The sequence below is a fragment of the Pseudomonas nicosulfuronedens genome (assembly GCF_005877905.1).
In the GTDB taxonomy this organism is placed as follows: Bacteria; Pseudomonadota; Gammaproteobacteria; order Pseudomonadales; family Pseudomonadaceae; genus Pseudomonas; species Pseudomonas nicosulfuronedens.
This window is the reverse complement of the sequence record NZ_SWDV01000014.1, coordinates 145,633-158,254: the sequence shown is the minus strand read 5'-3', so window position 1 is coordinate 158,254 and position 12,622 is coordinate 145,633. Positions and strand designations below refer to the sequence as shown.

Annotated in this window: 10 protein-coding genes; 7 read left to right on the top strand and 3 right to left on the bottom strand. The window is 65.9% G+C overall.

The features are described 5' to 3' along the window. Positions 1-90 precede the first annotated feature (90 nt). The 3 genes from FAS41_RS14565 to FAS41_RS14555 all read right to left on the bottom strand — a co-directional run bounded on the left by FAS41_RS14565 (position 91) and on the right by FAS41_RS14555 (position 3,628). A complete protein-coding gene (locus FAS41_RS14565; RefSeq protein WP_138523373.1) occupies positions 91-960 on the bottom strand; it encodes a helix-turn-helix transcriptional regulator in 870 nt (289 codons plus the stop codon). A gap of 53 nt (positions 961-1,013) precedes the next feature. Next, positions 1,014-2,432 carry an aminotransferase gene (locus tag FAS41_RS14560; RefSeq protein WP_138523371.1) on the bottom strand — a complete coding sequence of 473 codons (1,419 nt, stop codon included), beginning with the start codon at positions 2,430-2,432 and terminating at the stop codon, positions 1,014-1,016. A 92-nt stretch (positions 2,433-2,524) separates the two neighbouring features. Continuing rightward, the gene (locus FAS41_RS14555; protein WP_138523369.1) at positions 2,525-3,628 is read right to left on the bottom strand and encodes a polyamine ABC transporter substrate-binding protein; all 1,104 of its coding nucleotides are present in this window, start codon (positions 3,626-3,628) and stop codon (positions 2,525-2,527) included. Between the two features lie 157 nt (positions 3,629-3,785). Here FAS41_RS14555 and FAS41_RS14550 point away from each other — a divergent pair, with 157 nt between their 5' ends. From FAS41_RS14550 to FAS41_RS14520, 7 genes are all read left to right on the top strand, one after another. Beyond that, a complete protein-coding gene (locus tag FAS41_RS14550; protein ID WP_138523367.1) occupies positions 3,786-4,433 on the top strand; it encodes a TetR family transcriptional regulator C-terminal domain-containing protein in 648 nt (215 codons plus the stop codon). A gap of 110 nt (positions 4,434-4,543) precedes the next feature. After that, on the top strand, positions 4,544-5,290 hold the full coding sequence (locus tag FAS41_RS14545) for a response regulator (RefSeq protein WP_138523365.1): 747 nt from the start codon (positions 4,544-4,546) through the stop codon (positions 5,288-5,290). A 114-nt stretch (positions 5,291-5,404) separates the two neighbouring features. Further along, a complete protein-coding gene (locus FAS41_RS14540; protein ID WP_138523363.1) occupies positions 5,405-6,178 on the top strand; it encodes a substrate-binding periplasmic protein in 774 nt (257 codons plus the stop codon). Further along, positions 6,175-8,418, top strand: coding sequence for an ATP-binding protein (locus FAS41_RS14535; protein ID WP_138523361.1), 2,244 nt, complete (start codon positions 6,175-6,177; stop codon positions 8,416-8,418). The genes FAS41_RS14540 and FAS41_RS14535 overlap by 4 nt, the downstream gene beginning before the upstream one ends. Before the next feature lie 339 nt (positions 8,419-8,757). Next, positions 8,758-10,185: an amino acid permease gene (locus FAS41_RS14530; RefSeq protein WP_138523359.1), complete on the top strand. Its 1,428-nt coding sequence runs from the start codon at positions 8,758-8,760 to the stop codon at positions 10,183-10,185. Between the two features lie 340 nt (positions 10,186-10,525). Next, complete coding sequence (locus FAS41_RS14525) at positions 10,526-11,314, top strand: enoyl-CoA hydratase/isomerase family protein (RefSeq protein WP_138523357.1); 789 nt, start codon at positions 10,526-10,528, stop codon at positions 11,312-11,314. A 17-nt stretch (positions 11,315-11,331) separates the two neighbouring features. Continuing rightward, a complete protein-coding gene (locus tag FAS41_RS14520) occupies positions 11,332-12,492 on the top strand; it encodes an acyl-CoA dehydrogenase family protein (RefSeq protein WP_138523355.1) in 1,161 nt (386 codons plus the stop codon). Positions 12,493-12,622: the final 130 nt, after the last annotated feature.

The following is a 12,622-nucleotide window of genomic DNA, read 5'->3' as shown; positions in this document are numbered from 1 at the left end:
TAGGATGGCGTGGAGCGTAGCGATACCCATCGATTGCGGACGCCAGCTGCATGGGTATCGCTGCGCACCACCCATCCTGCAACGCAGGGGTCAGGCAGCGCTGGCGTCGCCGGTCAGCCAGTCGATGAACAGCGAGAACAGCTCCGCCTGGGAGTTGATCGCCAGCTTGGTGTAGAGGTGCTTGCGGTGCATGCGCACGGTTTCCGGGGAGATATCCAGCACCCGCGCGCTGGATTTCACCGAGTGGCCGCGCAGCAGCAGGTGGGCGATTTCCCGTTCGCGCTCGGTGAGCCGGTCGGCGCCGAAATTCATGAATGCCGCGCGGATGTGCCGGTTCAGCGGCGCCTGGTCGTCCTGCACGCTGACTTTCACGCCGCGCCCGGCCAGCAGCAGGTCCAGCCCGCCATTGCGCTCGAACTGGCGGAACAGCTCACGCACCAGCGGCAGGGCGGTGGCCAGCAGGTCCAGCTGGGTTTCGCTGAAGCGCGCGCCGCTCTCGCCCTGGTACAGGCACAGCGAGACCTTGCGCGCTTCGCCCAGGTCGATGATGAAGTGGCAGTCCTCGGTGCAGCCGAACTTGAGGTAGTAGGTCTTGTAGTACTCGCTGGCGAAGAAGTCGTCCGGGGCGATGTCGGCCAGCGGATAGAAACCTTCGGTGAGGCCGTCTTCCATGGCCAGGCAGAAGGGGTCCAGCAGGTAGCCGCGGGCGTAGTAGCGGTCGACCAGCGCTTCGTGGTGTTCCGGGTGGACGCCGCGCTGGTACAGCGGTTGTGGCGGCTGGCCGCGCTGTTCCAGGCCGAGCATCACCGACTCCACCGGCACCAGGCAGCCCAGGGCGTCGGCCAGGCGCTCGACGAAGACGACTTCGCCGACGCTGGCCAGGGCGCGCGCCAGCCCCGCATGCCAGGCATGCAGGGCCGGTGCGTCGGACGTTTCGCTCAGTGCCTGAGATTCGCTCATGTCCGGCAGCATAAAGGGCTGCCGGGGTGTAGGCAAAATCCTCGGATCGATCATCAGTGCCCCGCGTAATCACCGCTGCGCTGAAGGTCTTCGGCAGCCTCCAGGATCGACTCGCGCAGCTTGTCGACGATCTCGTCGACCTGCTCACGGGTGATGGTCAACGGCGGCGACATCACGTTCAGGTGCACGATCGGCCGCACCAGCAGGCCCTTGGCCTGGGCACGCAGGTGAATCTTTTCGCCGATGTTCAGCTCCTCGGGGAAGAGCGCCTTGCTGCGCTTGTCGGCGACGAACTCGACGCAGGCCATCAGCTTCTGGCAACGCACGCTGCCTACCAGCGGCAGGCCGGCCAGTTCCTGCAGACGCTGCTCCAGGTAGCCGCCGACGTCCTTCACGTGCTCAAGAAGGTTCTCACGCTCGATGATCTCGATGTTCTTCAGCGCCGAGACGCAGCTCACCGGGTGCCCGCTGTAGGTGAAGCCGTGGGCGAAGCAGCGGCCCTTGTCGGCCTCGCCGATCACCTTCCAGATGCGGTCGGAGAAGATGCACGCGCCCAGCGGCAGGTAGCCGGAGGTCAGGCCCTTGGCGGTGGTGATGATGTCCGGCTGCATGCCGAACACGTCTTCGGAGGCGAAGAAGGCGCCGAGGCGGCCAAAGGAAGTCACCACTTCGTCGGCGACGTAGAGCACGTCGTATTGCTGGCAGACCTGCCACATGCGCTGGTGGTAGCCCTTGGGCGGAATGATCACGCCGCCCGAGCCCATGATCGGCTCGGCGAAAAAGGCGGCGACCTTGTCTTCGCCCAGTTCGAGAATCTTGTCTTCGAATTCCTTCACCAGGAATTCGAGGAAGTCTCCTTCTGTCATCCCTTCCGGGGCGCGGTAGGGGTTGGGGCAGGAAATGTGATGGATGACGTCCTTGAGGAAGTCGAACTCGGCCGGGTGGTCGGCGACCTTGCCGCCCAGGGACATGGTGAGGAAGGTCGAGCCGTGGTAGGCGTTGACGCGGCTGATGATGTGCTTCTTCTCATGCTTGCCGCGGCAGTTCTGGTAGTACTGGATCAGGCGGTAGGCGGTGTCCACTGCGGTGGAGCCGCCGGTGGTGAGGAACACGTGGTCGAGGTCGCCCGGCGCCAGTTCGGCGAGCTTCTCGCAGAGCTGGATGGCGGTGACGTTGGCCATGTCGCAGAAGGGATTGGAGTAGGCCAGCTGGCGCACCTGCTCCGCGATGGCGTCAGCCATTTCCGCGCGGCCCAGGCCGATGTTGGTGCACCACATGCCGCCCACGGCGTCCAGGTAGCGATTGCCCTTGGTGTCGTAGATGTAGGCGCCCTCGCCGGCGGCGATGTTCAGCGCACCGTTGACCCGGTGGTCGTCGAACACGTGGTAGCCGTGCATGTAGTGGGCTTTGTCGGCGGCGACCAGCTGCTCGTCGTTGAACTGGGCGAAGTAGGCTGGGGTGGTGGTGGTCATCGTCTGTACCTCGGACTTTCGGTTATTCGTGGTGGGGAGAGCCTTCTCCCCGTGCCCCGGCGCTCAGGCCGGGGCTTGTGATTGGCGATCCATCAGGTCCCGGTCTTCACCGCGTTCCAGGTGCGGGTGATCAGGCGGGTCGCCTTGGGGTTCTGCACTTTCTGGGTGAACAGCCGGGCGCGGGTTTCGGCGTCGGGGTAGATCGCCGGGTCGTTGCGTACTTCGGCGGCCAGCAGCGGGGTGGCGGCGGCGTTGCTCGAGGCGTAGCGGATGTAGTCGGCGACGTCGGCGGCGACCTTCGGCTGCAGCATGTATTCGATGAACTTGTGGGCGTTTGCCACGTGCGGCGCGTCGGCCGGGATGTAGAAGTCGTCGAACCAGATCAGCGAGCCTTCCTTGGGCACGAAGTAGCCCAGCTTGACCTTGGCGCCGGCTTCGTCGGCGCGGGCCTGGGCGGTGGCGTAGTCGCCGGACCAGGTCATCGCCATGCACTGGTCGCCGTTGGCCAGGCCGTTCAGGTAGCTGGTGGAGTCGAACTTGCGGATGTACGGGCGGATCGATTGCAGCAGGTCCTGAGCGGCCTTCAGGTCCTCGGGCAGCGCGCTGTTGGGGTCGCGCTTGAGGTAGGTCAGGGCCAGCGGGATCACGTCGGTGGGGGAGTCGATGATGGTCACCCCGCAATCGGCGAATTTCGACACGATCTTCGGATCGAACAGCATCGCCAGCGAGCCGATGGGCGCGTCGGGCATGCGCTGCTTGATCTTGTCGATGTTGTAGGTGATGCCGTTGCTGCCCCAGGTGTAGGGCGCCGAATACTTCACACCCGGATCGTAGTGGTCCAGGTGCTTGAGCACGTCCGCATCGAGGTTGTTCCAGCTGGGCAGCTTGGTCTTGTCCAGCGGCTGGAATACGCCCGCCTTGAGCAGCGGCGGCACCAGGGCGGCGTTGAGCACCACCAGGTCGTAGCCCGAGCGGCCGGGCAGCAGTTTGCCCTGCACGGTCTCGTAGGAATCGAAGGTGTCGTAGACCACCTTGATTCCGGTTTCCTTCTCGAAATCGGCGATGGTGTGTTCGCCGATGTAGTCGGTCCAGTTGTACAGCCGCAGCGTCTTCGCACCTTCGGCTTCCTCCCCGTGACCCAGTGCCGGCAAGGTCGCCAGCGCCGCGCTGAGTACTGCTGCGAGCGTTTTCTGCATGTCAGTCCCACCTTTGGTTTTCTTATGAATTGGAGTTGTCGCGGATGAAGCCACTCTCGACCAGGGGCGGTGCCCGGACCATTCCCCGAACGGGTAGGTACTGGCGCCTAATCGAACAATCGTTCAGATTGGCCACCTGAAACCTGAGGAGCCAGGCATGAACGAGGAAGTCCGCTTTACCCGACTGGAGCCGGAGCAGCGCAAGGCGCTGCTGATTGAGGCCACCCTCGCGTGCCTGAAACGCCATGGCTTCCAGGGAGCCTCCATACGCAAGATCTGCGCCGAGGCCGGGGTCTCGGTGGGGCTGATCAACCACCACTATTCGGGCAAGGACGAACTGGTGGCCGAGGCCTACCTGACGGTCACCGGGCGGGTCATGCAGTTACTGCGCGAGTCCATCGCCGAAGCGGCGCCCGACGCGCGTGCGCGACTGTCGGCGTTCTTTCGTGCCTCGTTCTGCGCCGAACTGCTCGACCCGCAACTGCTGGATGCCTGGCTGGCGTTCTGGGGCGCGGTGAAGACGGCCGAGGAAATCAACAAGGCCCACGACCATTCCTACGGCGAGTACCGCGCGTTGCTGGCGCAGGCGCTGAACGAGCTGGCGACGGAGCAGGATTGGGCCGACTTCGATGCCGAGCTGGCCGCCATCGCCCTTAGCGCCTTGCTCGACGGCCTGTGGCTGGAGTCCGGTCTGAATCCCAATACCTTCACCCCGGAGCAGGGCGTGCAGATCTGCGAAGCCTGGGTGGATGGCCTCCAGTACGGCGGTCGGCAGCGCTTCTGTCGGGCGTCGGGAGTCTGTTGATCGATTGTTCAGCGGGCGGTAACCTGCCGCCATCTGCAGGACAGTTCCTACAGCTCTACCTCCACGCATAACAAGAATGGCCCCGCCACGAGCGGTGGCCTCAGCAGGGTATTGCGATGACTTCCCGTGTACTGATCGTCGACGACGATCCGGTGATTCGCGAGCTCCTCCAGGCTTACCTCGGCGAGGAAGGCTATGACGTGCTTTGCGCCGGCACCGCCGAACAGGCCGAGGCAACGCTCGTCGAAGCCGAGCAGGCCGAGCAGCCCGTCGACCTGGTGATGCTCGACATCCGCCTGCCCGGCAAGGACGGCCTGACCCTGACCCGCGAGCTGCGCGTGCGCTCGGAGGTCGGCATCATCCTGATCACCGGGCGCAACGATGACATCGACCGTATCGTCGGCCTGGAATGCGGCGCCGACGATTACGTGATCAAGCCGCTCAACCCGCGTGAACTGGTATCCCGCGCGAAGAACCTGATTCGCCGCGTGCGCCACGCGCGCCAACCTGCCGCCACAGCCGCGCCGGGCAGCCGGCAGCACCACAAGCGCTTCGCCCACTGGACGCTGGACCCGGACCGCCGCCGCCTGATCGACCGCGATGGCAGCGAAACCCCGCTGACCCACGGCGAATTCCAGTTGCTCGGCGTGTTCCTGCGCAACACCGGCCACACCCTGAGCCGTGACCAGTTGATGGACCAGATCCGCAACCGCGAGTGGCTGCCCAACGATCGCTCCATCGACGTGCTGGTCGGCCGCCTGCGCCGCAAGCTGCGCGATGACCCGGCCGAGCCGGAGCTGATCATCACCATCCATGGCGCGGGATACCTGTTCACTGCCACGCCCGCCGACGCCTGAATGCATCTTGCCGTGAGCGTGTTGCAACGATTCTTCAGCCTCGCGCGGGAACGGCTTTTGCCCCCTCTCCCTTCAGGGAGAGGGCTGGGGAGAGGGCAATCGCCGCACAGATCTTTGCAGCATGTACTTGCCCTGCTCACGTTGATCTTCTGCACAGCTGTTCAGGCCGCGCAGCCCATCCGCTACTGCGACTACCCCGTCTACCCACCCATCTCCTGGAGCGACGGCCACGAAGTGCGCGGTCTGGCGCCACAAACCGTGCGCAGCGTGCTCGGCGAGCTGGGCTATGAAGTGAAGACCGTGGTGCTGGGCAACTGGAAGCGCTGCCTGCTGGACGCTGCCGAAGGCCGCGTCGACGTGGTGCTCGCCTACCAGACCCCGCAGCGCGACGACGGCCTGCTGTTCTCCCGTGTGCCGGTGCTGCGCGAAGAAGTAGCGATCTTCTACAACCGCCACAAGCCAGTGCGTTTCGACCAGCTGGGCGACCTAGGCCATTACCGCGGTGGACTGCTGTTCGGCGAGAGCTACGGGCCGGAATTCGACCGCTTCGTCGCCGAGCACGGCAACGTCGAATGGGTCTCCGACAGTCGCCAGAACTTCGGCAAGCTGATCCGCCAGCGCATCGACTTCATCGCCCACGAACGGCGCACCGGCACGCTGTTCGCCGAGCAACTGGCCGGTGGGCAGGACATCTTCGCGCTGTCCAGGCCGCTCACCGTGGATTACCTGCGCATTGCCGTCTCCCGCCATTCGCCGCTGGCCGCGCGGATGGACGAGATCGACGCGCTGCTGAAGAAACGCGTGGACGACGGCAGCGTCGCCCGCTGGCTGGAACAGAGCGAGCACGACTACCGCGCCATGCACGCCGGCGACGGGGTGCCGCGTTGAGGCTGCCCGGCGGCCTGGCCCGGCGCCTGCTGTTGCGGGTGCTGCTGTTCAGCCTGTGCTTCACCGTGTTGGCCAGCGCCGTGCAGTTGTACTTCGAGTACCGCCGCGAGATGCGCGACATCGATACGCGCCTGGAGCTGATCCGTGTCGGATACCTCGCCAGCTTCGAGCGCAGCCTATGGGACCTCAACCAGGAACAGCTGAACGTGCAGCTGCACGGCCTGGCCGACTTCCCCGACATCGCCCAGGTGCGCCTGCGCAGCGCCGACTTCAACCTGGTGCAGGACGCCGACGACCCGCGCGGGCCCTTCCGCATCGAGCGTTACTCCCTGGCCTTCCAGCCACCGGATGGCGAGCGCCGCGAGCTGGGCGAGCTGGAAATCAGCATCGACCTCGGCGCCGTCTATCTGCGCCTGCTCCATGGCGGGCTCGCCAGCCTGTTGTGGATGGGGGTGTTCCTCTGCGGCCTGGCGGTGGCGCTGAGCTGGCTGTTCCATAGCCTGGTCACCCGCCACCTGCGGGCCATGGCCGATTTCGTCCGCGGGCTCACCGGCGGCGACCTGGGCACCGAGCTGGTGCTGGCTAAAAAACGCTCAGGCGAAGAGGACGAAATCGACACCGTGGCCGATGCCCTCGACGGCTTGCGACGAGCCCTGCGCGCCGAGTTGCGCCGGCGCGAAGCCGACCGCGCGGCCCTGCAGAGCAAGCGCGACGAATTGCAGCGGCGGGTCGAGCGGCGCACCGCCAGCCTGCGCCGCGCCAAGGAGGAAGCCGAGGCCGCCAACCGCGCCAAGAGCCGCTTCCTCGCCACCATGAGCCACGAGATCCGCACGCCACTCAACGGCATCCTCGGCATGGCCGAACTGCTGCGCGCCGCGCCTATGGGCGAGCAGGACCGGCGCCGTCTGCAAGCACTGTCCACCGCCGGTGAAGGGCTGCTGGCGATCCTCAACGAGGTGCTGCACTTCGCCAAGCTGGAAGACGGCGCCAGCCAGCCCGAGCCGGTGGACTTCTCCCTGCGCCGCCTGCTCGACGACGTAGTGACCCTGCTGGAGCCGCGCGCCGAGGACAACGGCACCTGCCTGCGCCTGCGCGTCGATTCAGAGGTGCAGGACGCCTGCCGGGGCGCCGAGCAGTTCCTGCGCCAAGTGCTGAGCAACCTGCTGGCCAACGCGGTGAAGTTCACCGAGGAGGGCGAGGTGCTGCTGGAGGTCGCGCTACTGCAGAGCAGCGAGGCCGGGCAACGTCTGCGCTTCAGCGTCACCGACGACGGTATCGGCCTTTCCGCCGAGCAGCAGGAGAGGATCTTCCAGCGCTTCACCCAGGCCAGCGACGAGGTGGCGCGGCGCTACGGTGGCACCGGGCTGGGGCTGGCGATCAGCAAGCGGCTGGTGCAGGCCATGGGCGGCGAGATCGGTGTGGAGAGCCTCGAGGGCGAGGGCAGCACCTTCTGGTTCGAGATCGTGCTTGCGCCGGGTGCGCTGCCGCGCACCGGCCTGGCCGTCGCGCAGGCGCCGGCCTTGGACGTGCTGGTGGTGGAGGACGTCGCCCTCAACCGCGAAGTCGCCCAGGCGTTGCTGGAGCGCGACGGCCATCGCGTGCAGCTCGCTGGAGACGCCGGGCCTGCGCTGGCGCTGACTGTGGCGCGGCGCTTCGACCTGATCCTGCTGGACATGCACCTGCCAGGGATGACCGGCCTCGACCTGTGTCGCGCAATCCGTTCGCAGTCCGATGGACTGAATGCGACCACACCGATCCATGCCTTCACCGCCAGCGTGCAGCCGGGCATGGTCCGCCGCTACTTCGAGGCCGGCATGCAGGGCGTACTGGGCAAACCCCTGCGCCTCGACGACCTGCGCCTTGCGCTGGCCGGCGTGGCCTGGGAGCCGCCGTCCGAGGCGGTGGAAAAGGGACCGCTGGATCATCAGGTTCTGGAGACCCACCGTCGTCTGCTGGGCGAGCACAAGCTGAACGAGCTGCTCGCCAGCCTGTGGAAGCTGCTGGATGAGCAATGGCCATTGCTGCTGGATGCGCTGCGCCAGGACGATGCGGTGGAGGCCGCCAGCCTGGCGCACCGGCTGGCGGGGAGCTGCCGGTCCATGGGCCTGCGCGGGTTGGGGGATTGCCTGGGTGAGCTGGAGGCGGCGGCGCTGGCAGGGGCTTCGCTGGTGGATTGGGCGGAACAGCTTGAGCAGGAGAGGGCGGTTGCCGCTGAACGTCTGAAGAGCGCTCTGGCGTAAGTTCGGGATGGCATCGATGCCATCGTGGGGCGCCTGACCTGTAGGAGCGAGCTTGCTCGCGAACCCGCCCAGCTTCGGACTCCCCGGGGAAAACCGTTCGCGAGCAAGCTCGCTCCTACGAAAATCAAAAACGCTAAACCCCCCGCGCAGCAAGCCCTGCACAAAATCCTTACATCTTTCTACAACTTCGATCCTGGCGAACAACCCCGTCTTACATCGTCTTCCAATAATCCGGTGGCATCCGTGCCCGAGCCACGGCCTCTGATTGATTGGAGATAACAATAATGATCCAACGTAGAGTTCCGCTCAGCCGCGCCCGCCGTTCCCTGGAGGTGCGCCATGTCTGAGACCCATCACGCCGGTAGCGGCGAGAAGATCCAGCTCACCCGCGCGCTCAAGAGCCGCCACATCTTCATGCTGTCGCTGGGCGGTGTCATCGGCACCGGCCTGTTCATGGGCTCGGGCGTCACCATTGGCTCCGGCGGCCCGATGGGCGCCATCCTCGCCTACCTAGTCGCCGGCCTGCTGATGTACCTGGTGATGGTCTGCCTGGGCGAGCTGTCGGTGCAGATGCCGGTCTCCGGTTCCTTCCAGGCCCACGCCACGCGCTTTATCGGCCCGGCCACCGGATTCATGATCGGCTGGGTCTACTGGATGAGCTGGGCTTCCACCGTCGGGCTGGAATTCACCGCCGCCGGCATGCTGATGACCCGCTGGTTCCCCGAGGTGCCGATCTGGCTCTGGTCGGGCCTCTTCGTGGTTGTGCTGTTCTCCCTCAATGCCCTGGCCACCCGCGCCTTCGGCGAGGCCGAGTACTGGTTCTCCGGGATCAAGGTTGCGGCCATCCTCGGCTTCATCGTGGTCGGGGTGCTGGTGATCTTCGGCGCCATTCCGCTGAACGACGGCGCGGCCGCGCCGGGGCTGTCCAACCTGGTCAGCGACGGCCTGTTCCCCAACGGTCTGTCCGCGGTGTTCGCGGTGATGATGACGGTGGTCTACGCCTTCCAGGGCTGCGAGATCATGGGCGTCGCCGCCGGCGAGACCGACCAGCCGGAAAAGAGCATCCCGCGCGCCGTGCGCAACGTGGTGTTCCGCGTGCTGATCTTCTACGTGCTGGCGATTGTCGTGCTGTCCTGCATCGTGCCGTGGAAGCAGGCCGGCCTGATGGAAAGCCCGTTCGTGCAGGTATTCGACATGGTTGGCATTCCCTATGCCGCCGACCTGATGAACTTCGTGATCCTCACCGCCATCCTGTCCGTGGGCAATTCCGGCCTGTACGCCTCCACGCGTATCCTCTGGGCCATGTCCAAGACCGGCATGGCGCCACGCAAGCTGTCGAAACTCAGCACCCGCGGCGTGCCGCTCTATGCGCTGCTGATCAGCCTCGCCTTCGCCCTGCTGTCGCTGCTGACCAGCATCGTCGCCGCCGACACCCTGTTCATGGTGCTGATGGCGGTGAGCGGGATGTCCGGCACCGTTACCTGGATCGTCATCGCCTACGCCCAGTACCGCTTCCGCCGCGAGCACATGGCCAAGGGCGGCACTGTGGCCGACCTGAAATACGCAGCGCCGCTGTTCCCACTGATCCCGCTGGCGTGCATCGCGATCTGCTGTTCGCTGTTCGTCTTCCTCGCCCTGGACCCGACCCAGCGTCCGTCGCTGTACTGGGGCTTCGGCTTCATGGCGGCCTGCTACCTGGCGTACTACGTGCTCAAGCGCAAGCGTGGGCAAGTGTTGATGGATGAGGCAGTGCCGAGCATCGGCTGAGCCCTTCCGCTCCGGAGAAGCCCCGCCTCGCGGGGCTTTTCGCTTTGCGTAGGAGCGAGCTTTGTAGGATGGGTATCGCTTCGCTCCACCCATCCTACGGTTCCTGCATTGGCGAGCATTGCCTCGCGCCAATCCTGCTGAACGATTGTTCGAAGTTGTAACAAACCCGTCCACGATTCCCCGCGAAACCCCTCAGCCCCGCGCCGCGCGGCCTTCCCGTCGATAGGCAGGGCGTTACAAGCCACCCATTCGGGTGGATTGCCGGCTTGCTGAACAAGTGTTTAGTATTGGCTCCAACGCTTCATCCGCCTCAGCAAACGACTACAAGAACGAGGGCAGCATGACTCAGCCATCCCCGCTCAGCCGGGTCCAGCACGGTATCGCCTGGATCACCCTGAACCGCCCCGAGCAGCGCAACGCGCTCGACGTCCCCACGCTCAAGAGCCTGCTGGCCCTGCTCGATGCCTACGAGGCCGATGCGGCCGTACGCGTCATCGTGCTGACCGGAGAAGGCCGCAGCTTCTGCGCCGGCGCCGACCTCGCCGAATGGGCCGAGGCCGAAGCGCGTGGCGAGCTGGAAACCTACGGCTGGACCGAAACCGCCCACGCCCTGATGCGTCGCCTGCACAGCCTGGACAAGCCGACCATCGCCGCCGTCAACGGCACCGCTGTCGGCGCCGGGATGGACCTGACCCTGTGCTGCGACTTCCGCATCGCCGGCGCCTCCGCGCGCTTCAAGGCCGGCTACACCGGCATGGCCTACTGCCCGGATGCCGGCGCCAGCTGGCACCTGCCGCGTCTGATCGGCGGCGAAGCGGCCAAGCGCCTGCTGTTCCTCGACGAGCTGTGGAACGCCGAACGCGCGCTGAACGCAGGCCTGGTCGGCGAAGTGGTCGCCGACGATCAGCTGCAGGTCCACGCCGGAGAATTCGCCGCACGCCTGGCTGCCGGCCCGACCTACGCCTTCGGCCACACCAAGCGCCTGATCCGCGAAGGCGCCAGCCGCACCCTGGCTCAGCAGCTGGAAGCCGAACAGGCCGCCGGCCTGCTCTGCGGCCGCAGTGAAGATGCCGCCGAGGCGCTGTGCGCCGTGGCCGAGAAACGCTCCCCCCAATTCAAAGGCCGCTGACGGCTGCAGGTGATGTGATGGATTTCCAACTGACCCAGGAACAGGAAATGCTCGTCGAGGCGGTCAAGGCTTTCGTCGAGAAAGAGCTGCTGCCCTACGAGGAAGAAGTGGACCGCGCCGACGCGGTGTCTCCGGAGCTGGCCGCGAAGATTCGTGGCAAGGCCCTGGCGGCCGGCTTCTACGCCTTCAACATGCCCGAGGAAGTCGGCGGCGGCGGCCTGGACTACCTGTCCCAGGCGCTGGTCGAGCGCGAACTGTCCAAGGTCTCCTGGGCCCTGCACGTGTTCGTCGCGCGCCCCTCGAAGATCCTCATGGCCTGCAAGGGCGAGCAGATTCAGAACTACCTGCTGCCGGTGGTGCAGGGCGAGAAGATCGACTGCTTCGCCCTCACCGAGCCGGGCGCCGGCTCCGACGCCAACTCGATCAAGACCCGCGCCGTGCGTGACGGCGAGGACTTCGTGATCAACGGTTCCAAGCACTTCATCAGCCACGCCGGCCACGCCGACTTCGCCATCGTCTTCGCGGTGACCGACACCTTCGAGCGCAACGGCAAGAAGCGCAACGCCGTGACCGCCTTCCTGGTCGACAAGGGCACCGCCGGCATGACCGTGCGCCGCGGCCCGAAATGCGTGAGCAACAAGGGCTACCACACCTACGAAATCTTCTTCGACGACTGCCGCGTGCCGGCCTCCCAGGTCCTGGGCGAAGTCGACAAGGGTTGGGAAGTGGCCAACGCCTGGCTCACCGCCGGCCGTGTGATGGTCGCCGCCAACTGCGTGGGCCAGGCCCAGCGCGCGCTGGACCTGGCACTGCAATGGTCGGCCGACCGCAAGCAGTTCGGTCAGGCCATCGGCAGCTACCAGGGCATCTCCTTCAAGCTCGCCGACATGGCCACGCAGATTCGCGCCGCCGAGCTGATGACCCTGCACACCGCCTGGAAGATGGACCGCGGCAGCATGACCGACGGCGAAGCCGGCATGGCCAAGCTGTTCGCCAGCGAAGTGCTGGGCAAGGTTGCCGACGAAACCGTGCAGATCTTCGGCGGCATGGGCCTGATGGACGAAGGCCCGGTGGAGCGCATCTGGCGCAACGCGCGCATCGAGCGCATCTGGGAAGGCACCTCGGAAATCCAGCGCCACATCATTTCCCGCGAACTGCTACGTCCGCTGCTGCGCTGATTCTCGGCGCTTTTCGGGGAAGGCCGGCTGGTGTTGAAAGCCCCTCTCCCCAGCCCTCTCCCTGAAGGGAGAGGGGGCAAGAGCGATTCGGCACGCGGGCAGACACCGTGCGCCAAAGGATGACCCCGGA